This window comes from Streptomyces sp. CHD11, from assembly GCF_018638295.1.
Lineage (GTDB): Bacteria > Actinomycetota > Actinomycetes > Streptomycetales > Streptomycetaceae > Streptomyces.
Genome location: NZ_JABTTS010000013.1, coordinates 20167 through 46449, shown reverse-complemented (window position 1 = coordinate 46449; position 26283 = coordinate 20167). Strand labels below are relative to the sequence as shown.

General features: G+C 67.2%; 18 protein-coding genes. 14 read left to right on the top strand and 4 right to left on the bottom strand.

Annotation, left to right across the window (positions count from 1 at the left end):
* Positions 1-215: 215 nt before the first annotated feature.
* From HTV45_RS34285 to HTV45_RS35035, 10 genes are all read left to right on the top strand, one after another.
* Positions 216-575, top strand: a complete 360-nt coding sequence (locus HTV45_RS34285; RefSeq protein WP_251692171.1) for a hypothetical protein — start codon at positions 216-218, stop codon at positions 573-575.
* A 2-nt stretch (positions 576-577) separates the two neighbouring features.
* Positions 578-1354: a DUF317 domain-containing protein gene (locus HTV45_RS16080; protein WP_215206468.1), complete on the top strand. Its 777-nt coding sequence runs from the start codon at positions 578-580 to the stop codon at positions 1352-1354.
* Positions 1355-1386: 32 nt separating this feature from the next.
* Positions 1387-3177, top strand: a complete 1791-nt coding sequence (locus HTV45_RS16075; protein ID WP_215206467.1) for a type IV secretory system conjugative DNA transfer family protein — start codon at positions 1387-1389, stop codon at positions 3175-3177.
* Positions 3174-3632: an XF1762 family protein gene (locus HTV45_RS16070; RefSeq protein ID WP_215206466.1), complete on the top strand. Its 459-nt coding sequence runs from the start codon at positions 3174-3176 to the stop codon at positions 3630-3632. The genes HTV45_RS16075 and HTV45_RS16070 overlap by 4 nt, the downstream gene beginning before the upstream one ends.
* Before the next feature lie 92 nt (positions 3633-3724).
* Positions 3725-4264, top strand: a complete 540-nt coding sequence (locus tag HTV45_RS16065) for a hypothetical protein (RefSeq protein ID WP_215206465.1) — start codon at positions 3725-3727, stop codon at positions 4262-4264.
* A 161-nt stretch (positions 4265-4425) separates the two neighbouring features.
* Positions 4426-4689, top strand: a complete 264-nt coding sequence (locus HTV45_RS16060) for a hypothetical protein (RefSeq protein WP_215206464.1) — start codon at positions 4426-4428, stop codon at positions 4687-4689.
* Between the two features lie 56 nt (positions 4690-4745).
* Positions 4746-5669 carry a hypothetical protein gene (locus HTV45_RS16055; RefSeq protein ID WP_308309686.1) on the top strand — a complete coding sequence of 308 codons (924 nt, stop codon included), beginning with the start codon at positions 4746-4748 and terminating at the stop codon, positions 5667-5669.
* A complete protein-coding gene (locus HTV45_RS16050; RefSeq protein ID WP_215206463.1) occupies positions 5666-6937 on the top strand; it encodes a DNA cytosine methyltransferase in 1272 nt (423 codons plus the stop codon). Before HTV45_RS16055 ends, HTV45_RS16050 begins: the two co-directional genes overlap by 4 nt.
* Positions 6937-8049, top strand: coding sequence for a DnaB-like helicase N-terminal domain-containing protein (locus tag HTV45_RS16045; RefSeq protein ID WP_215206462.1), 1113 nt, complete (start codon positions 6937-6939; stop codon positions 8047-8049). Before HTV45_RS16050 ends, HTV45_RS16045 begins: the two co-directional genes overlap by 1 nt.
* A 65-nt stretch (positions 8050-8114) precedes the next feature.
* The gene (locus tag HTV45_RS35035; protein WP_215206461.1) at positions 8115-9482 is read left to right on the top strand and encodes a DUF317 domain-containing protein; all 1368 of its coding nucleotides are present in this window, start codon (positions 8115-8117) and stop codon (positions 9480-9482) included.
* 178 nt (positions 9483-9660) lie between these two features.
* On the opposite strand, the gene HTV45_RS16035 is transcribed toward HTV45_RS35035, so the two are convergent.
* The 4 genes from HTV45_RS16035 to HTV45_RS16020 all read right to left on the bottom strand — a co-directional run bounded on the left by HTV45_RS16035 (position 9661) and on the right by HTV45_RS16020 (position 16723).
* Complete coding sequence (locus tag HTV45_RS16035) at positions 9661-10557, bottom strand: DUF5655 domain-containing protein (protein ID WP_215206460.1); 897 nt, start codon at positions 10555-10557, stop codon at positions 9661-9663.
* A 348-nt stretch (positions 10558-10905) separates the two neighbouring features.
* Complete coding sequence (locus HTV45_RS16030; RefSeq protein WP_215206459.1) at positions 10906-13983, bottom strand: type I restriction endonuclease subunit R; 3078 nt, start codon at positions 13981-13983, stop codon at positions 10906-10908.
* Between the two features lie 3 nt (positions 13984-13986).
* Entirely contained in the window at positions 13987-15162 is a 1176-nt protein-coding gene (locus tag HTV45_RS16025; RefSeq protein ID WP_215206458.1) for a restriction endonuclease subunit S, read from the bottom strand.
* Entirely contained in the window at positions 15155-16723 is a 1569-nt protein-coding gene (locus HTV45_RS16020; RefSeq protein ID WP_215206457.1) for a type I restriction-modification system subunit M, read from the bottom strand. The genes HTV45_RS16025 and HTV45_RS16020 overlap by 8 nt, the downstream gene beginning before the upstream one ends.
* A gap of 520 nt (positions 16724-17243) precedes the next feature.
* Here HTV45_RS16020 and HTV45_RS16015 point away from each other — a divergent pair.
* The 4 genes from HTV45_RS16015 to HTV45_RS16000 all read left to right on the top strand — a co-directional run bounded on the left by HTV45_RS16015 (position 17244) and on the right by HTV45_RS16000 (position 26165).
* Complete coding sequence (locus tag HTV45_RS16015; RefSeq protein WP_308309666.1) at positions 17244-18509, top strand: helix-turn-helix transcriptional regulator; 1266 nt, start codon at positions 17244-17246, stop codon at positions 18507-18509.
* Between the two features lie 65 nt (positions 18510-18574).
* Entirely contained in the window at positions 18575-19846 is a 1272-nt protein-coding gene (locus HTV45_RS35030; RefSeq protein ID WP_215206455.1) for a hypothetical protein, read from the top strand.
* A complete protein-coding gene (locus tag HTV45_RS16005; protein WP_215206454.1) occupies positions 19843-23166 on the top strand; it encodes a hypothetical protein in 3324 nt (1107 codons plus the stop codon). The genes HTV45_RS35030 and HTV45_RS16005 overlap by 4 nt, the downstream gene beginning before the upstream one ends.
* Before the next feature lie 32 nt (positions 23167-23198).
* Positions 23199-26165 carry an RNaseH domain-containing protein gene (locus HTV45_RS16000; RefSeq protein ID WP_215206453.1) on the top strand — a complete coding sequence of 989 codons (2967 nt, stop codon included), beginning with the start codon at positions 23199-23201 and terminating at the stop codon, positions 26163-26165.
* The last annotated feature ends 118 nt before the right edge of the window (positions 26166-26283 follow it).

Here is a 26283-nt window from a genome sequence, read left to right as displayed (position 1 = left end):
GCACCACGAACCACGGCCGCCGCGCCTCACTGCGGCGCCTCAACCGCTACCTGCGCCACAGTGAACGGATCCTGGCGTCCTGGGACGCCTTCACCGAGTGCAACACAGACCTGGACGGCTGGCCCTTCGACGAGGACGCCTACGGTCGCCGGGCCGCCGTCCGTGACACGGACACCGCCGCAGCGTTCGCCGGCCTCCGCCCTGGCGCCCGCCAATTGCTGGCCACCGCCCGGCTCCAGCTCCAGCACCTGCCCGCACACCTCACGCGGGACAGCTGGCCCGGGCAACTGACCATCCTGGAGGAGGCACTGAGCCACCTCGACACCCTGGACGCGCAGTGGCGCCAGACCCGGGCCCAGCTCCCCGAGGGCGCCGGACCGGGCAGCGAAGCGTACGTCGACGCGCTGGACGAGCACCACGCCGAGTGCTGGAGCTATCTGGACGACTGGGCCTGCCACGGCCGCGTCATCCTCGACATCCAGGCCGCCGCACGCCGAGCACCGTCCCGGCCGAAGCACCCGCAGCTTCCCGCCCTGACGTCCCGGCGCAGCGGACATGGCGCGAGGGGACGGTGACCATGCCCGACGGCCCCGCCAACGTCGACATCGACTACATCGCCCCGCGCCACCTGGCCGGCGGCGGTGATCCCGCCTGGATCACCGTCCCCCTCCACCGTGCCTGCGGCTGGAGCTACGGTCACGACCCCCTGATGCCCCGCGTCCTGCTTTCCAGCCCCGACCAGAAGGCTCTCCTGCGGCTGGAGCCCGACCCCGACGGGCGGTGGTGGACTCTGCAGCACGCCCCCGCGCCGGGCCGGCCCGCCTGGTTCGCCTGCTTCGATGCCCGCACCCCCGTCGAAATGATCGCTGCGTTCACCGATGCGCTGAGCGATCCCACTGCCGATCAGGCAGGCAACTGGGATCCGCAGGAGCCGCTTCTGACAGCGGGCTGGTCTCCGGCCTACAGCCACCGCCAGCTGGCCTCACCCTACGGCACCGTCCGCGTCGAGGCCGACGAGACAACCGGGGCCTGGTGGGTCGACACCGCCCTCCGCGACTTCCGGGCTCTCCTGTGGCAAGCCCACTTCAGCGAGCACACCCCACCGCACCTGATCACCGCGTTCACCGCCGCGCTCGCCGACCCCCGACCGGTGCCGCGCACCGCAGGCCCTTCCAGTCTCCCGACTCGCAACCCGGACCTCATCACCCTCTCTCCCCGGGAGGTACCCGCCAAGCAGGTCGCCGGTGCCCTGGAAGAACGCATCCGCTCCCTCGCCGCACGCCGATCTGGCCCGTCGGCGACGAGTACGCATCCTCCGCAACGGCCGCAGGCCGAGCGCCACCGCCTGCGCTGATCCCTCCGTCCCCGCCTGGAAGCACCTAGCCCTTGCCCTCTTCCTCCTCCAGCAGCAACACCGACGGATACGACCTCGTCCTGCGCCTCCTGCTCGGCGTGCTCGCCATCGTCGTCCCCCTGTCCCACCTGGCCTGGCTGTGCGGCAACCTCACTGCCTCCCTCACCGGAGACAGTTGGGCCCCCTATCAGCCGACCAACGCCTTGCTTCGCCCCGAGCAGGTTTGGCCCGAGGCCGGGGAGAACGCCCTGCTCATCGGGGCACGCATCGTTCCCGTTCTGCTCCTCCTGGCTCTCGGGGTGACGGCGGTCGCCCTGTGGCTCCGGCACAAGAACCGCGGGGGAGGCCGGAAGAAGATCACCGGCATGGCCAAGGCCAGGGACATCGAGCCCTTGATGGCCAAGGCGATCACCGACAAGGCCCGCTCGCTGCGTCCGAGCCTGAAAGACGCCAAGCACATCGAAGCCCGCGACACCGGCATCCTCCTGGGCAACCTGCAGAACACCCGGCACGAGGTGCGCATGGGCTACGAAGATGTGGCCGTCGCCATCATGGCGCCCCGCTCAGGCAAGACCACCTCGCTCGCCATCCCCTCGATGCTCGCCGCGCCCGGCCCCGTCCTCCTGACCTCGAACAAGGCCGCAGGCGACGCATTCACCGCCACAAACGAGGCCCGCTCCCGCGTCGGGCAGGTGTGGACGATGGACCCCCAGCAGATCGCGCACGCCGCACGCGAGATGTGGTGGAACCCCCTCGCCAGCGCAAAAACCCTGGACGGGGCGAACCGGCTCGCCGGACACTTCCTCGCTGCCTCGGTGGACGCCTCCCAGCAGGGCGACTTCTGGTCCAAGGCCGGCAGCAACATCCTGTCCCAACTGCTGCTGGCCGCAGCGCTCGACGAGCGGCCCATCACCGACATCATGCAGTGGCTCGCCTTCCCCGCCGACCGCACCCCGCTCGACATCCTCCGCGACCATGACTTCGCCGCTGTCGCAGCACAGCTCAAGGGCACCGTCGAGGGCCCCCCGGAGACGCGCGACGGCATCTACGAGACCGCCCGCCAGTACGCCGCCGCCCTGCTGAACAACGAGATCGCCGCCTGGGTCACCCCGCAGAAGGACGTTCCCGAGTTCCGCCCCTCGGAGTTCGTCACCTCCACCGACACACTGTTCCTGCTGAGCAAGGACGGCGGAGGCGGGGCCTCGGCACTGATCGCCGCGTGCGCGGACTCCGTCATGCGCGCGGCCACCGCCCAGGCCGAACGCGCCGGCGGACGCCTGGACCCGCCCATGCTGGCGATCCTCGACGAGGCCGCCAACGTGTGCAAGATCAGCGACCTGCCGGACCTGTACTCCCACCTCGGCAGCCGCGGAATCATCCCGATCACCATCCTCCAGTCCTACCGCCAGGGCCAGAAGGTCTGGGGAGACGCCGGCATGGACGCCATGTGGTCCGCCTCGACCGTCAAGGTCATCGGCTCCGGCATCGACGACCCCGACTTCGCCGACAAGCTCAGCCGCTTGATCGGCGACCACGACGTCGAGACCACGTCCACCTCACACTCGGAGTCCGGGAAGTCGACCTCGGTCAGCATGCGCCAGGAGCGGATCCTGCCCGCCGACGCGATCCGCGCCCTGCCCAAGGGCACTGCGCTGTGCTTCGCCACCGGCATGCGGGCCGCGATGCTCGACCTGCGGCCGTGGTACCGGGAGCCTGGAGCGGAGGAGTTGTCCGCGGCGTCCGCCCGCGCGTCGAAGGCGATCACCGCGCGCGCCGTCGCAAAGCACGCGCCGCCCCAGTCCGACTTCGGGAAAGCCGCGTGAACGACGCCTCGCTGTACCTGGTGCCGGTCCGCTCCCGTGAGGCAAAGGACTTCGTGCGCGCCTGGCACCGTCACCATCCGCCGCCCGCAGGACAGATCTTCGCGGTCGGCGCCGCCGACGAGACCGGCACGCTGCGCGCCGTGGCCATCGTCGGCCGGCCGGTGGCCCGTCACCTGGACGACGGCGCCACCCTCGAAGTCACCCGGACCGCCACCGACGGCGCCCGCAACGCCAACTCACTGCTCTACGGCGCCGCGTGGCGGGCGGCGAAAGCCCTCGGCTACCGGCGACTGGTCACCTACACGCAGGACGGCGAGAGCGGCGCATCACTGCGCGGCGCCGGGTGGCGCGTCATCGCCAGCCGGCCGCCCCGCGCCGGCTGGCACACCCCGTCTCGCCCACGAACCGGCCACGGCAACGACCACGTCACCCGCCTGCTGTGGGAAGCCCTCTGACCGGCTCCGTTCCTGCACATCAACGGACCAACCATCTTCACCTTGCCCCGTACCGCCCGCATCCTCCCGGAGTTGTCCTGCACACCGTCGACTTGACCGAACACACTCGCCTTCTCGGCGAGGTAGCCCCCGCCCTGGAGGAACTGTCCGCGGAGGCGGCACGCATCGGGGAGGGCGAGATCGCCAAGCCCGTCCGAGAGATCGCGCCCCTCAGCCTGCGGGTGCACGAGCTGGCGATGCAGTGCACTCGGCAGGTTCACGACCTGTCGGTCAGCCAGTACCCCGCGATGAAAGACGGGGCCGACAACCTGGCGCACCTCGCCGGCGCCTGCTCCCAGATCTCACTCGCCGCCACACTGTGCAACCTCGCCATCCATCACCGCACCGAGATCCTGCTGTACGAGGACGCCGACTCCACCCCCGCGACCAGCCGTGATCAACTCCGCCGTGCCGGTGTGGAAATGCAGCGAGCGGCCACCACCTACCGCGCCGTGGCGCGAGGGCTCTCCCGCCGCCTCGCCTCATTCTCGGCACGTACTGAGGACCGCCAGCTCATCGCCGAGGCCCAAGGGCCCAGCCCGCAGAAAGCGCCCTCCGCGCCGCCCGCGCCCGCTGCCCGGCGCCGCGTATGACGACACAGCCCGAGAGCCTCCTGTTCGACGTGGCCTCCCCGCCTTCACCGGCCACCCGCCACCGCTGACCTGCCGCGACAGCCCGCCCCCCGAGAAAGGCCCCTCCTGGCCACCACCGACTCCCCTCAACCCTCCTCGCCCAACCCCGATGCACGCTCGGCGTGTTCGTTCCCGCCGGACTGCATCCGGCCCGCGCCGAGCGCCATCAGCTCGACCTGATCGCACGGGCCGACGCCGAACTGACCGCTGCCCTGGCCCGCGCCGTGGAGAACCAACGCCGCCAGACCCACGCCACATCATGCCGGGTCGTCCTGATCGGGCCTGCACCGCAGCAGTTCATCGAGTCGGCCGTCGGCCTCCTCGACCGCATCCTCGCCCTCTGCGACGCCGTATCCCGCGACCGGCCGGAATCCCCCTGCCGCTGACGCGACAGCCGCGATGCGAGCGCGCCCTCCCTTTTCCCTTACACCCAGGACAGACCATTTCAAATCAGCCCCGATTCCGCGCCCTCTCCCTCGGCGCGGGAGTTCAGTCCAGCACGCTTCTCGCCCTGTCAGCCGAGGGTATTCTCCCCAGGGTCGACTACGCGATTTTCGCCGACACCGGATGGGAGCCCGAAGCGGTTTATGCGCACCTTGACCGCCTGGAAGAAGAGATAGCCGCACCCGCCGGGATACCCGTACTCCGCGTGTCGGCCGGAAATATCCGCGACGACGCGCTGAACCCGGACCACCGGTTCGCATCCATGCCTCTCCACATCCTCAATCAGGACGGGCGGCCTGGAATGACCCGACGGCAGTGCACCGGGGAATATAAGGTTAAGCCGATCAAGCAGAAGGTTCGCGAACTACTCGGCTACCCCTATCCGGCCCGCATCCCGAAGAGCGTTTTCGTCGAGCAGTGGGTAGGAATTTCCACGGATGAATTTCACCGCGCGAAGGATGCGGACGTCAAGTACATGCGCAACCGGCATCCTCTTCTGGACATGTCCTGGAGCAGGACCGACTGCGTGCGTTACCTGACCTCTCTTGGTCTCGCCAATACGCCGAAGTCGAGTTGCCTGGGGTGCCCGTTCCACGGGAATGCGCAGTGGCGGCATATCAGGGACACCTCTCCGTCCGAGTGGGCGGACGTCGTCGAATTCGACGCGGCCATCCGGCAGGGCAATGCCCGTGCCAACGCCTCGGGCAGCCGCCTGCTCGGCGAGGCTTTCCTGCACCGCTCCCGCGTCCCGCTGAGCCAGGCGCCGATCGACCACGTCACCGCCGCCGAGCGGGCCGCCCTGCAGATCAGCGCGGACGAGGCCGACGTCCTGGAGAAGGGGGTCGAGGACGGCTGCTCGCCCTGGGCGTGCCGCGGCGACGCCGACGCGTTGACGCGGGACGACTTCGGGCTGGCCACGTGATCCTCGACCTCTTCGCGGGGCCGGGCGGCTGGAGCAGGGCGCTGCAGGTCCTGGGCGTGCGCGATGTCGGGCTGGAATGGGACCCGTGGGCGTGCAAGACCCGCGCAGCGACAGATCAGTTGACCATCCGGTGCGACGTGGCGAGGTATCCGACCTGGCCGTTCGTCGGCCGCACCCGCGGTGTGATCGCTTCGCCGCCGTGTCAGGCGTGGAGCATGGCCGGCAAGCGTCTTGGCCTTCTCGACCAGCCACAGGTGCACGCGGCGGTCGAGGATCTGGCCGCCGGGCGCGATACCCGCGAACGCCTCCTCGCCGCCTGTCGTGACGAGCGCTCCCTGCTCGCTGCCGAGCCGATGCGCTACCTGTACGCGCTGAACACGGTCGGTGAGCCCGACTGGGTAGCCATGGAGGAAGTACCGGATGTGCTGCCGTTGTGGAAGCAGTACGCGGCCGTCCTGCGAGGGTGGGGGTTTTCCGTCTGGTGCGGGATCCTCAACGCCGCTGACTTCGGCGTCCCACAGACCAGGAAGCGAGCGATCCTGCTGGCCTCCCGCGTCCGTACGGCGCAGCCGCCCACGCCCACGCACGCCCAGCTCGCCGAGCCGGAATCGCTGTTCGGTCCGGGCCGTGCCCGCTGGGTCAGCATGGCCGAAGCTCTGGGATGGGGCTCGACCGACCGGCCCGTCCCCACCGTCTGCGCAGGAGGTGGGCCCGGCGGCGGGCCCGAACCGTTCCCATCGGGCTCCCGCAAGACGCTGTCCGACGCCAGGGAGCGCGGCACCTGGATGCCCCGGCCGGACGGAGTGGTCCTGCAGTCCCGCCGCGAAGGCGCCGGATGGGCGGCCCGGCACGGCACCCGAGACAACCGTGCGGCCGACGCTCCGGCGCCCACGTTCACCGCCGAGGCCCACCGCTGGTCCTGGTCCCTGCGCAGCAACAACCAGGCCAACGCCACCGTCCGGTCCATCCAGGAGCCGGCTGGCACGCTGTTCTTCGGGCACCGCGCCAACGAGTCCACCTGGGTCGCCGAACCCGCCACACCGCCAGCCGAAGAAGGTGATGCGCCGGCCGTTCCCGAGCCGATCCGGATCACCGCCCGCGAGGCGGGCCTTCTGCAGACCTTCCCCGCCGACTACCCCTGGGCCGGGAACAAGGGTCAGCAGTTCTCCCAGATCGGCAACGCCGTGCCCCCGCTGCTCGCCGGCCACCTCCTCGCCCCGCACCTCGGTGTCACCCTCGACCCCGACGGCTTCACTCTCGCCGCCTGATGCCTCACGCACCTGAACCCGATGAAGACGACCTCGACGCCGTCCCACCGCCCCAGCCGGTGTTCCACGTCGAGCAGGCCCTCCTGGGGGCCCTCCTCCTCGACCCGCACCGCCTGGACGACGTGAACGGCATCACCGCCGACTCCTTCTCCACCGCCGCGCACGCCGCCCTGTACGCCGCGATCAGCACCTTGCCGCGGCCCGACCCCGCCGAGCACGCGAAGAACACCAAGTGGCTCGACCGCGTGCTCACCGCGGGGCGGGAGCAGGCGCGCGGTCTGACCGTCACCTACCTGCACACCCTCGTCCAGGTCTGTCCCTGGCCCAGCCACGCCCCCGCCTACGCCCGGATGGTCGAGGCCGAGCACGCCCGCCGCCGCCTGCTGACGGCCGCCGAACGCCTCGTCCACACCGTCCACGACGCCAGCCTCCCGCTCCCCGTCCAGACGGTGCTCGCCGAAGTCGACGCGCTCGCCGCGGTCGTGGACGACATCGCGAACCGCTTTCCCCCGCGCTCCGGCGTCCTCCCCCGCACCCCGGCACCGCCCGCCGCCGCCCCTGACCACATCGAGGCGGTCGAGGAGGAGCAACTGCTGCTCGCCACCGCCACCGCCCGCCCTGACGACATCGATTCCGTCCGGTGGCTCATCCCCGACGACCTCACCCTGCCGCTGCACGCCGGCCTGTGGCAGTGCCTGACCACCCTCGCCCGCCGCAACGAGCCCATCGACCCCGTCACGGTCCTGTGGGAAGCCCAGCAGCGCGGTCTGCTGGACGGCGGCAGTGAACCAGGCGAGGTCCTGCGCATGCTGGCCGAACCGGCCGGATCCGTCGGGCACTGGGGCGAACGCGCCCTGCAGCGTTCCCTCCTGGCCACAGCCGAGCACACCGGCCGGCGCATCGAGGCGTACGTCGGCGACCCGGCGAACACCCCCTTCCAGCTCGTCGTCGGCGCCCGCCGCGCCCTCGCTGACATCGCCGCCGTCCGCTCCCGCTGGCAGAACGCCACCGGAGCCACCCCGCCCCAGCAGCGGCGACCGGCGCCTGCCATCCGCGCCGACCCGCCGACCACGGCCGCACCCGCCGCCCGCTCCCCACGAGCAACCCGATAACTCCCGAGTACGCCGGTGGCCGGACCCGAAGGCCCGGCCACCGGCAGAACAGATGAGACCCCCACGTGACTCCCACCATCGACGCCCATGTCCGCCTCGACACCCACCCCACTCACCCGAGCGCCGTGCAGGCCGTCCTGACCGGCACACAGGCCCGCGTCGCCTTCATGGCTCTGGAGGCTGCCGGCTGGAGTGCCGCCGCCACAGGCGTCCTGGTCCTGGCTCGCATCGATCACGAGGAGCCCTACTGGGCCGCCGACGCAGCCCAGCACCTGACCGCCGAAGGCATCACCGTCGAAATCACCCCACGGCTCCAGGAGGCCATCGACGAGGAATGGACCTGGGCGAACTACCCGATGCCCTGGCTCACCCGCAGCGAAATCCGCGAGGTCTCCAACCAGGCGCAGAAGATCCACGACGACATCCGCAACGGCCACCTCCTGATTCACGCCCACGCCCACGACGGCCACACCACCGTCGCGGTCGGCACATACCTCCACCGGGGCGGCAAGTCCGTCTACCTGCACGGCGAGGATCATCTGCGTCAGGTCGCCGACACCTTCGACTCACCCGCGGAGGCACTGGTGGCCTTCGAGAAGGTTCACGCGGCCGAGATGCGCCCCGGACCGGCGCCCTTGACCGACACCGAACGCGCCGCCATCGCAGCGCGTTCCGTCTTCGACGTCACCACAGCCAAGTCCGAACCGTCCCGCCCGGAGCCGGAGGCCGTCCCCGTCTACCTGGCCGATGCCGGTGACCACGACGCGCTCCTCGACAGCTTCCTCGACGCGCACGGCGAGTTCGAAAAGTGGCGTACCTGGTCCGATGAAACGACCCACGCCATCCACGAATCACAGACCCTGCGCATCGAACGCGTCCACGAAACCCCCGCCCGCGAGACCGCCTGGACCGTGGCCGCCTACGAGACACCCGTCTCCGACCGCATGTGGCACCTCACCGCGACCGGCGCCACCCCTGCACCAGTGCTGCAGAATCTGTTCATCCACCTCGCCGATGGCGACGGCTGGGACACGGTCATCAGCGCCTCGGTGGACGAGAAGACGGTCACCGCAGCCACCCAGCCGCTCTCCGACGCCGGATGGAAGCACACCGTGAACGGGCGATGGATCCGCTGGACCTCCCCCGGCGGGGACGCGGGCGTCCAGTTCGACGCCTTCGCCGCACAACACGCGAGTCAGAACCTGGCCACCTGGACCATCTGGGCCGGGCCCGACTCGAATCGCCCCACCTGGGCCATCACCGCGTCTCCGCACACCCCGAGTACGCTGCTGGCCGACCTCTCCGAAACTCTCGCCCACGAGACCGGCACGCGCCAGACGCAGCCGGGCCATGAACACATGACCTGCCTAGCGACCAGCGTGTCGGCGGCTCCGGCGGCCAAGGCCCGCCGACCCGCCAGCCGTTCACGCTGATCATCGGCCCGCACGAGCGGGGCAACATAGCGCGGGATCGCCGGTTGGCCAAACCGGCGATCCCGTGCACCATAGATAGTCCACCGCCACGCCCTGCCCGCACGTCGAGAGGCTCCTCCACGACCACAGACACGACACGTAGCGCAGCGCGCGCCACGAGGCCGGCAGCGGCAGGCGATCACGCCGCCGCGTAGCTTGCCCGGAACAGCTCCTGGGCCCGCTCCAGGTCCCTCGGCGTACGCAGCTGCACCTCCAGATCACCCGTCCCGTGGTGACCGAGACCGGACACGTCCCGAGTGAAGCCCGGAACAAGGTCGACATCCTTTGGGTCGACCTTCAGGTAGACCAGCAGCTTGCTGCGCTGCGGCGGGCACAGGCAGGCGAAGTTCCGCAGCCGCTGATACGCCCGGTAGGTCTTGCGCTCCACCCGGTTCACGCCGTCCCCGAGCCCGAGCAAGACCTCGTCGACCGCACCCGCCAACTTGCGCATCGCCGCACCCTGGACATCAGCCGCCGCCCGGGCGACCGCCCCGCGCCGTGCCAGGCGGGCCACCTGCATGCCGCTACTCACGGAGGCCACGGTCTCAAGCCCGAGCAAGTCCCTGCCGAAGAGTCGGTAGCGAACCAGGTCGATCGACCGCCGGTGCTCGCGCACGGCATGCATGTCGTAGCGGGTGAAGTCGCCGGCGATGCAGATCAAGCGCGGGCTGCTCCACGAGACCTGGGACGCGGCCGTCACCCCGAGCCGGTCGCGGACCAGGCGCTCGAACTCCGCCCGGTGGTCCATCAGCCACGAGAGATAGAACAGACCCTGGTTGATGACGCCGGCGTCCGTACCGCGCTTGTACTCCACGATGACCGGCGATCCGTTCTCGTCCAGCCCCAGGGAGTCGATCCGGCCCCCGTGGACGGGCCCCGTGCTGTACTCGCTCACCAGGAACCGGACGCCCAGCAGCGTCTCCATGTGCGCCTCGACAAGGCCCTGCACATCGGCCTCGACCTCAGCAAGACGCGGCATGACCTCCGTCATGCCGCTATTCGTCGTGTCCGTGCGGAACAGTTTCAGGCCCGACACCTTCCCCTCCTCGGCTCGGAGATCACCAACGCCGACGAGGTACGGAATTGTTTCCGCGAGAGACTTCGGGGCGTGAAGATAATGTGAGACCCTACGTACGGTCCGATCGGGGAGCGCTCGCGTCCCCCGGTCACCGGGAATCCGCGATTCCCCCATGTGTCCCCCGCGACTTGGGGGGCAGCGCTCGGAGGCTGCGTTTACGCAGGTCAGCCCCCGTAGCTCAGCGGATAGAGCACGTGCCTTCCAAGCGCTCTAAATAGCAGCGCGTGTTCCACGCTTGCGGGATGCAGGCGCCCTTCACTACGACGCCCGGAAAGGGCCATACGGTGCTGAGCCTCCGTAGGCTCGTCAATCAACCAGGTAGTGGGCTTCGATGTAGGCGACAGTGGAATCATACGGCTCCCCCACCGGCTTCACCATGTACCGGCGGAAGACCATGGCGGTGGCGCGGCGAACACCCCGGTTGCGAGCGTCCGCGTTGTCCCAGGACCGGGCGAGAGTTTGGGTGACCACCTGATCGATCTCCTCAGCTAGGTTCCTTTCCGTAACGGTGAGGCCGACCGGTGCGTGATCGTGAATGATCCGCGACAGGACGCCCACGTGGTCATCGTCCAGCACGATAACGGCTTCGTCGGGGTGCTTCTCGGCGTCCACAATGGCACGGGCGACCCGGAGTGCTTCGGACAGAAATCCCAGGGCGTCCTGGGCGTTCTGGATGATCCGGTCCCGCAGCTGCTTGATGCGCTCCGCGAGGGCGGTGTACTTCACGGAGCCTGGTTCGACGCCCTTGTCGAGGGCGGCCTTGATGCGATCCAGGATCTCCGCCGCGGACGGCGGCGTCTCGTCCTCGCTGGCGTCCTTGTCGGGCTTGGGGCGGACGAGGGCCAGCAGTTCCTTGAGTACAGCGATGCCCTGGGCGTCTAGGACGAGGGCTTCCTCCTGAGAGGCGACCACAGAGAAGGAGTGGACGTGGGCGTTGATAATTTCCAGGACCATCGGCCCCAGCTCGGCCAGCCGTTCCTTCCTCTCCTCGTCGGGCGACTTCTTAAACAGGGTCGTGTACACGGACCCGAACAGCCCGAAACCGTCCCGGTACTTGGCAACCCGCTTGTCGGTGCTGATGAGCGGATACAGGCGGGCCAGGAGCCGGTAGTCCTTGGAGAACACCTCAGCGGCGCCCGGGTTGGCGTCCAGGAAGACGTTGATGGATCGCACGGACTCATATCCGTGAACTGTGAGGTCCAGGCCGTCCACGTCCACGAAGAGGTCTTCGATGCGGGCGAAGACTGTGCGGAACTCGGCGACCAGCTCGGACAGGTCGGTGACGAACCCTCCGCCCTTGTCGGCCTTTCCCGAAGTGGGGTCAGTGACGGCCCGCTGGACCTCTTCGGCCAGGCCAATGTAGTCCACGACTACGCCGGTGGTCTTCACAAACCCGGTCGGGGAGATCCAGGTGCGGTTCGGGCGGGTGATTGTCTGGAACAAGGTGTGGGCCTTCAGCGGCTTGTCCAGGTAGAGCACACCCTCGTTGGGGGCGTCGAACCCGGTCATGAGCTTCGCGGTCACCACCAGGAAGCATAGTGGGTCGTCCGGGGTGAGGAAGCGCCGCTTCTGCTCCTCCTCCTCGGCCTCCGAGAGCCGGAACTTCCGCATGGCAGGGTCTTCGTCTTTGGAGTCCGAGACGGAGATGTTCACCTCGGCGGTGATCCGGTCATGTTTCCCGACCGCGGCGAGCACCCGGGACGCCTCGAAACCGACCAGCAGCTCGTTGATCTTGTCCGTGTATGCCACGGCCAGCTCACGGTTGTAGGCGACGACCTGGGCCTTGAGGCCGTTGCGGTAGGCGCCGGCCAAGTAGTGGTCCACGATGTGTTGGCAGACCGCGTGGATGCGGTTGGGGTTGGTGAACACACTGGTGAGGCGCCCGAACTTGCGGGACAGGGTTTCGCGGTCGGGGTCGTCGAGGTCGAAGTCGTCGGCGAACTGGTCGAACTCGGCCTGCAACGCCTGGTCGTTCATCTCGAAGGAGACCGGGTGCGGGTCCAGCATGACCGGGACGGTGGCCTCGTCCAGCAGGGACCGGGACACCGAGTACCGATGCAGCACCCTGCCCGGGTCGCTCTCTTCGCCGAAGAGGGCGAAGGTGTCGGTGGCGAGATTGCGGACTGGGGTGCCGGTCATGCCGAAGAACTTCGCGTGCGGCAACGCTGCGCGCATCTGCCCGGCCAGGGACTTCTCCCGGGCGGACTGGGTGCGGTGTGCCTCGTCGACCAGCACGATGATGTTGTCGCGGGTCGACAGGTTCTTGCCGGCGTCGGCAAACTTGTGGACGGTCGTGGAGATGACGCCGCGCACGTCGTCGGCCAGCAGCGCCCGCAGCTCCGCGCTGGTGGCGGGCTGGTGGAAGTAGGCGTCCCCCATCGCGGAGGTGAACACCCCAGAGGTCTGCCGGACGAGCTGGGTCCTGTCCGAGAGCAGGATGATCGTGGGCGACTCAGTGCGGGTGTCGGTCAGCAGCAGCGAGGCGGCGAACACCATCAGCAGCGTCTTCCCGGACCCCTGGTGGTGCCATATCAGGCCCTTCGACCCACCCTCCAGCACCCGCTCGTGGATCAGGTGCGCGGCCTCCATCTGCGGGTAGCGGGGCAGGTACTTCTTGTCCACCCCACCCCCGGAGGTGTCGAAGAGGGCGAAGTTGGCGAGCATGTCCAGGATCGTGGCCGGGTTCATCAGCAGCTCGACGGAGCGCTGCACGTCGGCCTGCCCGGACAGGTTTTCGTCGTCGGCGGTGGACCGGAACGGCTGCCACAGGTTCGTGGGTGCGCCAGCGGCACCGAACCGCAGCTTCAGCCCGTCGGAGGAGACGGCGAAGACGTTGGGGGTGAAGAACCACGGGTACTCGGTGGCGTACACGTCGTTGATCTCGCGGGCGGCGTCAACCCACCCGGACTTCGAGGTCGGGGACTTCACCTCGACCACGACCAAGGGCAGGCCGTTGACCCAGTACACGAGGTCGAACCGACGGGAAGTCTTGCCGGGGACGGTGATGGCCACCTCGTCCGACACGACCAGCGTGTTGGCGCTCGGGCGCTCGAAGTCGATCAGGCGAAGGGCGTGCCACAAGCCGTCGGCGTCCCGGAACTCCTTACGCCCGCGCAGCAGGCGCAGCACCTGCTCATTAGCCCGCACCAGGCCGCCCTCGACGGCGTTGACCGTGGCGACGATCTCCTCGACCACTACGTCCACGTCGAACCCGTCGATCACCTCAGGGTTGAGCCGGACGATGGCGTCCCGCAGTTGGCCGGCTACCACCGTCTGCGTCGTCGCACGCGGCAACGACCTGCCCGCCGTAAAGCCCCACCCCATCGGGAGGGACCACTGGATCATCAGGTTCTGGAACTCACGCTCCCGAATGCCCTTCGCCACGGCTCAGACCCCCAGCTCGGCGGACTCGATGTCGATGGTGCGGTCCAGCAACCCCGACAGCAGCCGTGCCCGGACTTCACGAAGACGGGCGGCCTCCGCGTGGATCGCAGCGATCTGCTCCTCGATCGCATCGAGTGCCTCCGCCACCTGCTCTTGCTCAGGTCGGGAGGGGACGGGAAGCGCCACCGACAGAAGCTGGTCGGGGTTGAGCCGCTTACGGCGCTGCACGGTCCCGACGACGCGGCTCTGCATCTCGGCCCACAGCCTGGGCGTGCGGCATACGTGCTTCATCCATCCCGGAGCGATGTCACTGGCAAGGGTGAAGGTCGGGAACTCGTTGCTCGCCACGAAGCCGTCGAACCCTGCCGGAACCACCGTGATCGGCCCCTCCCAAGCAGTCAGCTTCCGCATCACCACCTGGTTCTCCCGAAGGACATTCATTGCGGTGTACTCGGTGTCCACCCCGTCGAACGCATCCTTATCCACAAGTCCCTTACCGGCATTAAGCACTCCAGCAAGGTGGTAGGTCGTTCCAGCTTCCATCGGGACCCGCAGGACATCGAGGCGCATCACGTCGCTGAGGAGTCGGGAATCCGCCTCTTCGCCCGCAGGAGTGCACCAGAGCAGAGATGTCGCCGCCCGGTACATACCCTTTAGCGCTTCCGTCTCCGCGTCCAGTGCGACAATCTGGTCGTCGACTGTCCCGATGACCTCGACGATCCGCTCTTGCACCCGCAGTGGAGGCAAGAAGAAGGTATATGCCAACGCATCCGCCGCCTTCGATCTCTTTCGGCTGCCTGTGGTGCCGGTCGATCTCTCATCGAGCATCGAAGTGAAGCTGCTAGACCGGCAAAGGCAATAGAGGAAGGCAAGGCTCGTCCGAGGATCTTTCGGGCGAAGCACGGCGAATTCAGTTGAGGCTAGGGCGTTCTCAGCTCCCGCAGCGAACCACACACGAGGAATTCTCGGATTCAACATTGAAACAAGAACGCTGTCTTCATCGACGCGGAACTTGTGGCTGTGGATGCCACTCGCTGGCTCGACAGTCGGAGTCATCCTGACGTCGAAAGCAGGGATGCTGAAATGCACGACCTTGGCGTCCCCGAGATCCGAAGGATCAACTCGCACGCGAAATGATTCAGCAACCTCGCCCAAACGCACCTTCTTCCACTCACTCATCGAAGCCCTCGATCCCGGCATCAGCAAGGGCAGCGAGCATGCGAGCCTCAGTCTTCTGCCGTTCGGCTCTGGCGATGTTGTAGGCGTCGATGAGGGTGCCGAGATCCTCCTGTTCTGCAGCGGCCTGCTTGATGTAGCGGCCGACGTTGAGGTCGTACCCGTTCGCCGCGATCTCCGTGGCCGGGACCAACCGCGCCGCGAGTCCGTCGCCGTCAGGATCCACCAGGTTGCCGTCGAAATCGTAGTTCGAGTGGTAGGCGGTCACGACGTCGGCAATATCCGCCTTGGTCAGGACATTGCGGTTCTTGCCCTTGGCGAACCGCTTGGAGGCATCGATGAACAGCACCCCCTTCTGGCGCTCGTCGGCCTTGGTGCCGACTCCACGGAACACCAGGATCGCCGTGGGGATGGAGGTCGAGTAGAAGAGGTTGGCTGGCAGACCGATGACCGCTTCGAGCAGGTCATCGTCCAGGACGCGCTGACGGATGGCTGCTTCCTGGCCGCCCCGGAAGAGGACGCCGTGGGGCAAGACAACGCCGGCGCGCCCGTTCTTCTGGTCCATGCTGGCGATCATGTGCTGCACGAACGCCCAGTCCGCCGACGACTGTGGGGCGACTCCGCCGAGGGCGCGCGGGTCATTGGTCCAGGGCTTCCACTTCAGACTGTAGGGCGGGTTGGCGACGATCACATCGAACTGCGCGACGGACCCGTCCGGCTTCTTGAAACGCGGGTCCTTCAGGGTGTCGCCGACCTCGACCTGGAACTGGGTGAGATTGTGCATGAAGAGGTTCATGCGGGCCACACCTGCGGTGTCCGGTACGGCTTCCTGCCCGTACAGCTTGAGCGTGTAGCCACGCCTGCCATGGGCCTTCAGGAGGTTCGCGGCGGCGATGAGCATGCCGCCGGATCCGCAAGTCGGGTCGTACACCGACTCGAAGTTCTGGGGGTCCAAAATCTCGACAAGCAGCTCGACGACCTCGCGCGGGGTGAAGAACTGGCCGGCGCGAGTGCCGGACCCGTCGGAGAACCGCTTCAGCAGGTACTCGTACGCTCCGCCGAGCACGTCGTGGGACATGTTGCCCTCGTGCATCTTCGGGGTGCGGTCCATCGCCCGCATAACCGCCGCCAGCACGTCCCCCGCCAGCACCTCTTCGGAGGTCCAGGCCATGGACCCGAAGATGCGGGAGAACTTGCCAGGGTTGGCTGTCTCGATGGCCTGCAAGGAGGCGCGGACCCGCTGGCCAAGGCCAGGCTGGGTGATGGTGGTGAGGATGGACGACCAGGAGGCGCGCCGCTCGGCAACGGTGCCCGGGTAGATGAACGGAATCTCGAACGACTGGTAGTCGCGGTACTCGATTTCGCGGGCTTCCGCCGCGGAGAGGCTGTCCAGGTCGTTCTCGGCCAGGAACTCCTGGTGATAGTGCTCCCAGGTGTCCGACAGGTACTTCCAAAACATCAGCGGGAAGACGACCGACGCGTACTGCGCTTCGGGCATCGCCACGCGCAGCTCATCGGCGGCGTCCCACAACCGGTTTTCGATCTGCTGCTGCGTTACTGCCATCAGTCGGGGGTGTCCTTGCTCGTCACAGGGCGGCGACCCGAAGGTCGTGGTGTTCTTATCAGCCCGCCTAGTAAGGGATGCCGGGCGCGCATCCAGCGGACATGCCGCCGACTGGACATGCGCGGGTAGTCGCATCCCCGTGCGGACGACCCGCCAACGATATCCCTCCCCAGGACCACGAAACGTGCCCAGCGGGCGACGCTCCGAGGGACTGACGGAGAGGGCGCCACAGCGACGCCGCGGACCTGGCCCTCCGACGGCGCGGACCCGTCCGGCGACCGCCCCCTTATGTGATGTCTGGCGCGCCCGCCCCTCTGGTCGACAGGTCACCTCTTCGATCGCCCGCCCGGCAGGTGCATGACTCGGTCCCGATGCGCTCCCTGGCGGCACTGTCTACGCCCTCACCACCAACAACTCCATCTCGGGACACGATCATGACGGTCTCTGGGCTCCAGGCACGATCCCGCACTCGCTTGAACTCATCTCCACGCTGACAGCCGCCCGGCGCTGATCAGTTGCCATGAAGTCTTCACTGAGGTTCTATACGAGTATGCCGAGGCATCTGCTAGCCGTTGAGCACACCAAGATCAGGGCCCTACGCGAGCAGGCTGGGCTTACTCCGCAGGAGCTTGCTGATCTCGTGGGGGTCACGTACCGCGTGGTCGCGTACTGGGAGGAGGGCAGGTACGTGCCTGAAGCCAGGAACGTGCGGCGGCTCGCCGATGCTCTGGGCTGCGCCACCGCCGACCTCACGGGTACGCCCAGCGGGTCCGAGACGCTGGTTGACCTCCGGTATGCCGCTGGTCTCACCGCGGAGGAGGTCGCCACCCGCCTTCGCGCGACTGCCGTAGGCCGTGATCTGTTCGTGGACGCGCACAAAGTCCGCTGCCTGGAGCGGGGCCGCCAGGTGTCCGGTTGGAATTGGAGGAAGCCGGGACACACGGGCCGGCTCGTGCAGCAGCTTGCCGCCGTATACGAGGTGCCGGTCCGGATGGTGATGGACGCCTGGATGCGTACGCGCCCGGCTAATGAGCCCCCGCACCTGCCCGAGCGGGAGCGGCACGGTCCGCCGACGTCAGCGGTCGAGGGTTGGGAGGGGCTGAATGAACGGCAGCGGGTTTATCTAGGTGAAATCCTGCGCGATGACCAGATGACTGAAACGGAGATGTGGATGCGCCGGCAGAACCAGGTCGGGGTTCCGCCGGCCAAGCAGTGGCGGAAGTTGCCGTTCGCTCTCGACGCACCCACCGAAGTAGTCGGCCACACGCGCCTTCAGCAGCGCCTGCGGCGCGCTGGCGTCCATAATCAAGGGGCTGGGGCCACTCTCCACTCCCTGGTGCGGCTGGGACTGATCAAAGTGACCAAGGACCGCGTGGAGGTTCCGGGGGTCGGTGAGGTAGACCGGACCCTGGTGGAGATTACGCGCCGCGGCCGTGCCTGTGCCCGCGCTGGGCTGGGAGAGCCCTCGGAGTCGGCGCCTCCCGCGCATCTGCTGTCTGAATGGTTGTGGGGCGTTCTACTGCGTGTTGCTGCGGCTGGCCCGGAGGGTCTCCACGAGAGCGAGCTGACAGGTAAGTCCCTTTTCTACTTGGCTGTCGGTTATCGACCGAAGCGCCAGGCGCATCCCAGCAGAGGCTTCATCGAACTGCGTCCCCGGATGGCGCCGGGTGATACGCACGTCCTCGAGTACCGGTGGCACACCACCGGTCTCGGGCAGCAGCACATTGCCTCCTACCTGCACGTCTATGCGGAGATGTACCCAGCTGCGACGTCTCCAGCACAATGATCATTTAGGGCGCTCCGAGGCCGTTCCGGGGGCATTGTCAGACCCTTGCTCTACCGTCGTCTCCCGTGACGACCCATGTCGATGATGACGGCCTGACGTTCTCGCATTTCGAGGCGTTCCGCCTGATCAACTTCACCTTCATCAAAGCCTGTCAGACGATCACCGCCCCGGACCTGAGCCCGAGGGACCGGGCCGAGAAGCTGATGCGGTACCACGGGGACTTGCTCGCCGCGTACGGCCCCGGAGTGCCGCTGTCGTTCGGCGAGTTCCGCCGAAGGCTGCGCGGTCCCATCGACGGCCTGCTCCCGCCGTGGCTGGACCGGTCCGGCTTCGGCGATCTCGACTTTCCCGTTGTCGACGCCGAGGGCTGCGTCACCGGCAACGCCTTCGATCTGCAGTGGGAGACCTCCCAGCTGCACCGGATTTTGAAACGGCTTCGGCGGATCGGCCGGATGCGGTTCACCGAGGAGCAGCTTCAGGACGAGATCGACCAGGATCAGATGTACGAGATCCTCAAGGGCCGCGGTGACGCCCAGTACGTCAAGGACCGCACCACGCTGGTGGAATGCCCGGCCGGCACGGCCGCCGAACTGAATAAGCGCGGCCTGCCCCTCAACGCGATCGGATTCTACGAGCCGATCCCCTACCACGCCGTCTACCGCACCTGGTGGTTCCCCTGCACAGTGTGCAAGTGGCCCATGAAGATCAGCAAGCGGATGAGTGCGGGCCGCGAGTACTACCGCGTCGCCTGCCTCTACGGCCGTCACGCCGATACCGGTGCCAGCTTCGTGTTCCGGCCCACGTCCGGAGACGCGCCGCAGCTGCATCCGGACAGCCCCGACACCCCGCCTCCGCACGAGGCGGCGCTCGCGCTGGGCACCACCGGTGCCGTGCCGGAGGCGAAGCCGGTTGAGGGACACCTGGCCCTCAAGCGCGGCGTGTGGCGCTACACCTGCGTGCCCGGCCTGCACGAGCTGCGTCTGCACACCGTTCTGCGGAAGCGGCTGGCCGCCGCACTGGCTGATGTGGACGAGGCCGTCAAGCTCTGGCCGATGAGCGATGCCTACGACCATCGCATCGAGGTCAAGGGCCCTGACGGGAGCACCCACGTCTTCACCGTGGATGTGAAGGACTACACCCACGGCCGTGTCCTGGCCGAGAGCCTGCACCGCAACGAGGGCGACAAGGGCGGCGCCGAATGGCTCGTCGTTCCCGACCACCGCGCCGACCAGATCCCCCTGCTGACCGTGACCTGCCACAAGTACGGAATGAAGGCCGCGACCATGACCGACTTCGCCAAGATGGTCTGCCAGAGCGCCGGGGTGGTGTGGGCATGAGCCAGATGACTATCAGGGACGCCTTCGTCCGCGCCGCGCTGGCCCTGGCCGCCCACTACTTCCCGCAGCACGATGACGACGGCAAGCCGCTGGCCTCCTTCCGCCACGCGGCGTTCTTCGCCAGCTGCAAACCCCAGGTATGGGAGAGATGGAATGAGCTGGGCAGTGAGGAACGCCTGCTCGTGGCCGAGGTGATGAAGCTCAGCAACCCCGACCTCGCCGACGAAAAGCGGTTCGCCTCCGCCGCGCGGATCCTCCTGGGTGCCATGGACAGTGCCGACGAGGAGGACGAGGAGACCACCCTCCAGCTGTTCACCCTGGCCGGCGATCCTCTCACCGCCACCGCGGCCTACCCCCTGCTGGGAGGAGACTACCTCGGCTACGCCAAGAGCCTTCTCACGCCCTACCGGCGGCCGAGCAGCAGACGCAAGCCCCACGAGTTCGCAGCGCCAGGCCAGACGTACGAGACCAACGAACGCACCGACGGCAACGAGATCGTCCACGGCCGCGTGACCATCCCCCGCTTCCCCGCCTTCACCCAGCCCCTCGGCCATGACACGCTTCCCGCCCTCACCACCCGGCCCAGCCTCGGCACCGTCCGGGTCACCGTCCAGGAACTCAAGGACATCGCACAGCTCCTGGACACCCAGTACCAGGACACGGAGGCCGGCCCCTGGCTGTACAAGGTGCTGACGGGTCTACTCAACCGGGTGAAGGCACGCGACACCGACACTGTCGACGTGCTTGATCTGCTGGCTGGCCGGACCCAGATTTTCCATGCACCGACCGGCACCGGTAAGTCTGTGCTGGTTCGACTCCTGGGCTCGTGGGCCGCGCTCAACGACTACCGCGTCACCCTGCTCGTCCCCGACGTCAAGGCCACGCTCGCCTCCGTCTGGGACATCAGTCGCGACCTCGAGATCCTGCACGAGGCGGGCAAGACCGAGCACCTGGCGACGTGCGCTCCGCTGATGTCGCCGTCCTCGCGGCACGAGCGGGCTCTCAAGCACGCGGCCCTCGTCAAGGAGGACCCCGACGCCCCCGGGGAATGGGGCAAGCGAGGCCGCCGTGACGTCGACCACCTCGCCTACGGGTGTGCACAGCAGCACTGGCTCGACTCCGCGGGTAGCTACCGCCCCGGTAAGGAGAACTGCCTGAGCCTGCGCGGTGGCGGAGAGATGCTGGCCTGTCCCTGGATCCCGACCTGCGGCAAGTTCACCCTCGCCTACCAGGCCGCTGACGCCACGGTGATCGTCACCAACCACCACAACTTCATCCAGGGCACCATGCGTGTGGGCATCCAGATCGACCGCCGCCCAGTCCGGTCCGTCACCGTCCGCGAATTCGTACTCCGCGCCAGCGATTTCGTCATCATCGACGAGATCGACGCCTTCCAGGCCGTCGCCGTCGACCGCTGCGCCACCACGGTCGACTTGCACTCCCGGCACCCGTGGACCGCGGAACCGCAGGTCCTGGACACCGCGGCCAAGCACCTTCCTCTGCGCTTCGAGGACCAGCTCATCGAACCGGTCAGCCATGTCCGGCTGATGGCCGAGTCCCTGCTGACCGGCCTGTGCACCAAGGCATTCCGCCTCAACCACCACGACGACGCCCGAGTCCCGCGGCTGCGGCACGAATACGACTACGAAGGCTGGCGCCTGCCACGCTCCAAGGACCGCGAACTCATCAGCCTCCTGTTCCCCGAATACCAGGTCAGCGACGGCCAGCCGCTTCCCTCCGAGGCCATTCACCGGCTCAACGCCCTAGTACCGGCACCCGACCTCGGCGAAGACGACGAGACGGCTCCCGCGCCCATGCTCTTGGACCCCGAGTGGGAACGAGTCAGCAGCGTCCTCGGGGCCGTCGTGTCGCCGCGCGGCATCAACCAGCGCGACGCGCTCAAACTCAGGCTCCACGAGGCCCTCGCGCCGATGATCAGCGACGGCCGCGCACGCAACCGGGCCATCGACCACCTCCTCATCCGCACGCTGATGAGCGAACTGGACGTGTCGCTCGCCGTTCTGCGCGACACTGCCCAGTCTCTGCGTCACTCTGGGCTGCTCACCGCCAACCGCATCATCGACTCGATGCGCTCCGGCGGCATCGCCGACGTACTGCCGCACGGAACAATCGGCAGGCCGATCAACGGCTACCGGGTCACCGGCATGAAGAACCCAGAAAAGGACGCCAAGCTTTCCACGCAGCACATGGCCGGCGACCCGCACACCTACGTATCGGAACTCGGCGGACTCGTCTCACTGATCACCGCCGGGGTGGAGCGGCCCATCTTCGGTCTCTCCGCCACGGCCCACTTCCCTCAGGCGGTCAAGGAACATGTCCACGCGCCCGTGATGTGGTGGATGACCGACGCCCAGGAAGAATCCATCCTGGTCGAGTCCTCGGCCGTCACCTACGGTAACGGCCACCGCAAGGCCGGAGAACGTATCCCGATCGCCGGCCAGTTCCCCTCCGACAAACCCGAAGCCCTGCGCGAAATTGGCGAACGTCTGTACGAGACAAAGCTGTCGAGGAAACTCACACGCCTGGCCAAATCGGAATCGACCCGCACCCGCGCCCGCGTGATCCTCACCGCCAACAGCTACGAACAATGCGGCCACATCGCCACCGGCATCGCCAAGGCGAAAGGGCTCTCCCACCGGGTGTGCGTCCTCGTCCGGGAAGAAGACCGCCTCAGCAACGTCCGCCACCTCCCCGACCCCTCACTAGTGCGCCGCATCACCGTCGAAGAGGTCGAGGAATTCCCCCAATTCGGCGACATCCTGATCGCCCCCCTGGCTAACATCGCCAGAGGACTCAACATCGTCGTCAATCTCCGCTCAGCCATCCACTCCATCTACCTTTGTGTGAGGCCCCCGCTGATCATCGACGACCCCACCTGGATGTACGGGAGCGTCAACGCAGCAGGCATCAACTCGTTCCCCGCGTCCGGCACATCGGATCCCGTCCAGGCTCTACAGGCGGCCCACACCGCATCACGCAACCACCTGAGCACCATCCTGCGCTCCTCCCCACAGTTGTCGACGATGGACCTCGTCCTCCAGGAACAGATGGTCGCCGGAATGCTGGTGTCCCTCATCCAGCTAGCCGGCCGAGCACGACGCGGCGGCACCAACATGGAACTGCACTTCGTGGACTACGCCTTCCACGACGAGACATGGAGCTCCGACCTGGCCAGCATCATCGAACGCATGGCCTCCCGGTGGCTGCCGGAAGAACGCCGGCAGATGGCCGAACTGTACGGCGAAGCGGTCAACGCCTTCCTGACCTACGCAGGCGTCGACCTCGCCCTCTCCGCATAGCCCAGCACTTCTTCCCGAAAGAGATCACAGCGTTGAGCGACACCACCGAGACCCTCCCGAACACCCTCACCCTGCGCTGCACCCCCGAACTCGTGCAAGGGCAGAAGGTGTACGTACGGATTTTCCCGCGCAGTGTGCGGGATGAATGGGAGAAGCTGAAGGGCGACGGAGACGACGAGCAGAAGAGCCAGCAGCATCCGGACGAGAAGAGGAACCTGCCGTACTCGACCGCCCTGACCTACCTGAAATTCAAGACCGGGGGGTACGTCCACCTCGACCGGTACCTCAATTTCCTGGTCTCGTTGGAAAAGATTGACGACGAGACCCTGCGCCACGTCTTCCGGTGCGTCGTCGGCTACAGCAAGGGGCTGAACACCGACCAGGCCGTCCTCCTCGACGTACCGCCGGTGGCCGAAGCCATCGCGAAGACTCCCGAGCAGGAATTCGACATGGCGCGGCTCCTTAAGCCGGTGCCAGGCAGGCAGCCGAAGTGTCCCGACTGGATGTACGTGGCCGTGCCATGGGTGATCTCCAAGAAGCTCGCCCAGGACAAGTTCACCATCTACGACCTCGTCCCGATCACTGAGAAGGTCGCTGCGAAGGAGAAGGACGGCTCTCCCAAGCTCGACGCCGACGGCGGACAGGTTTACAAGAACCGCACGATCGGCTGGAAAGCCAATCCGAACAAAAGGGAAGTCACATACCTCCCCGACAGCCGGGGCGGCCTCATCGCCTGGGATCACCCCTTCGGTCGCAAGTACAACCTCCGTGACGACGCAACCGAGGTCAACGAGGCCACCAAGGCGCAGTACGCGATGTCCCGGCTATCGGTGGTCATGAAGACCGAGCCCAATGTCGTCCACCCGGTCATCTTCCTGGACGCCCATGTCACCCGCGTGCACAGCAACATGGTTTATGCGAAGTCCACGCACATCTACCAGGGCAGCGACGGCCTTCCTATTCTGCACACCGAGTTGGTACGCAACTGCAGCGTCCGAGCCGTCAACCAGCGCGCCCTGGAACTGCTCGCACGTGACGAGATGGACATCAGCGTCCTGCAAGCACTGCAGACGCGTGTCACTGAAGAGCGGACCCTGTTGGAGAAGGCCGCCGAGGAGGGGGAATTCCCCTCATTCATTACTCCTGACGCCGGCGTCATCCGCCCGCTCATGCCGAGGAACGACAACTTCGCTGTCGGCACGGGACCTGGCACCCTGCATCTGCGGCTCCTGGCCGAGCACGTCTCCAAGGTGCTGAGAGAGAAACCCACCTGGGTCGACTTCGCGGTAGAACCGATGACCTTCGAGCCGCGCCCCACGGACAAACAGAAGATGGCCCCGCAGGAGCGTGCAAGCCGCATCGAAGCCGGCGAACTTCTCCACACCATCGGCTTTCCCCCGCCCGAAGAAATCACCGCTTCCGTGAAGGCCCAGGGCTTCGAACACCTGCGGATCGTATGCCTGTGGTACCGCTGGAACACCCGCCTGCGCATGATCAACGCACTATCCCTTGCCTTCCCGGACGGCCCACCCATCGGTGATCCGGGGCCAGGCGAGGAGGTCTTCCTCACTCCCGGCATCAGCGTGGTGTTCCGTCAGGCTGAGCGCTTCCTATCACACGGCGACGACATCAACCGGACCGTGGAGTTCAAATCCCTCGAAGACGACTTCGCCGACAGCGAGTCGCAGGTCATGGTCGGCGCGTGGTGCGAGACCGAGATCCCGGCTCTGAAGAAGAAGGATGGAGAGAAACGGAACGCATTCCTGCTGCGCAAGGAGCGCTATGATGGGAAGTTCCAGGTCCGCCGCTTCCTGGCCAAGAAGGACTTCGTCTGCCAGTTCACCTCGGGAATGAAGCCGGGGACGTTCGGAAACCCCGCAACAGAGATCAGTCCTCCGAAGCCGGGGAAAGACCACGCCGCTTACATGGCGCTCCTCGATCTGTACCGCTCACTCGGGATCATCGACCAGCGCCTCGCGCGGGCCATCGCGAAGGACAAGAAGGGCCACGAGGCGGGGAAACTCGTCTACTGCGGGATCCACGCCCGCCGGCAGGCCAAGACCGCCGACGGCAAGCACACCAAACGCATCATCGTTGCCACCGCCCTGTTCCCGCCGGAGGAGGGCGATGCCTGGACAATGCGAGCGTGGACGCCCCAAATCGGGGCCTGGGTGCCCTACCGGGAAGCAATCGCTGCCTTCCACGCCAGTGACTACGCACTCCACGTCGACGGCAAGGGCGAAACGGACAAGGAACGCTGGGCGGAAGCAGCAGCACACGTCGAAGACGCACTCTCCAGCCTCGTACGCGACGAGCTGGAACCCGACATGGGCTATGTCGTCATGGTCGACGGGCACGCCTGCCGACGGATGTGGACGGGCCTGCACAACGAGAATCAGAGCTACCAGGAAGAGGACATCACCGATCCACGCACCTGGCTGCCGGGGTGGGGCAAAGCCAGGAACGCACCTCGTAAGAAGCCGAGCGCGGTCATCCGGATGAACGTCGCCGCGGACGAAGTGCCCCAGTACGTTCCCGTCCCTCGCGAGAGCGATCCGGACACTGAGAAAGAGTCCATCCTGTTCGCATCGGCCAAACTGCACCGCGCCGACGTGGACTTCGGGAACCCCTTTTGGATCCTGTTCAACATCCCGCGCAACTACCAAGCCAAGGGCGGAGACCTGGGCAAGGCCATCACTCGCTGGGATGCCGACCCGGGCAAGGGCGGGGAGGAGGGGGCGCGGGAGACGAATGAGCTCAAGGCTCCGTGGTGGGCCGTCACAGCGACCGAGATCTACCCAGTCGGTGTGGCCGAAGGGGTCGACCGGACGATGCTCGCACGGACGACCGCGCGCTTGTGTCACCAGACCATCGCCTGGTCCGACCGCTCCCGTTACCCCGTCCCCTTGCACGCAGCCAAACAGCTCGACCTCGACCACCCCCAGTACCGACGGTCGGCGCCTCCCGAGGGGCAGGGAGACGAAGCTGCCGACGAATAGATGCGAAACATCCAGACCGCGGTGCCGCGAAGCCGACTTGCCTTCCTGGCCGCTCACGCGGCGGTGGGCGGCCTGCCTTCCGTCTGACACGAGCAGGACCGTGGTTCGCGCTCCCATG

What these genes read in the sequence shown, in the direction of transcription:
- HTV45_RS16045 (WP_215206462.1), top strand. Translation starts at nt 6,937, where the DNA reads ATGCCTCACGCACCTGAACCCGATGAAGACGACCTCGACGCCGTCCCA.
- HTV45_RS16025 (WP_215206458.1), bottom strand. Translation starts at nt 15,162, where the DNA reads ATGAGTGAGTGGAAGAAGGTGCGTTTGGGCGAGGTTGCTGAATCATTT.
- HTV45_RS16015 (WP_308309666.1), top strand. Translation starts at nt 17,244, where the DNA reads ATGAAGTCTTCACTGAGGTTCTATACGAGTATGCCGAGGCATCTGCTA.
- HTV45_RS16080 (WP_215206468.1), top strand. Translation starts at nt 578, where the DNA reads ATGCCCGACGGCCCCGCCAACGTCGACATCGACTACATCGCCCCGCGC.
- HTV45_RS16005 (WP_215206454.1), top strand. Translation starts at nt 19,843, where the DNA reads ATGAGCCAGATGACTATCAGGGACGCCTTCGTCCGCGCCGCGCTGGCC.
- HTV45_RS16020 (WP_215206457.1), bottom strand. Translation starts at nt 16,723, where the DNA reads ATGGCAGTAACGCAGCAGCAGATCGAAAACCGGTTGTGGGACGCCGCC.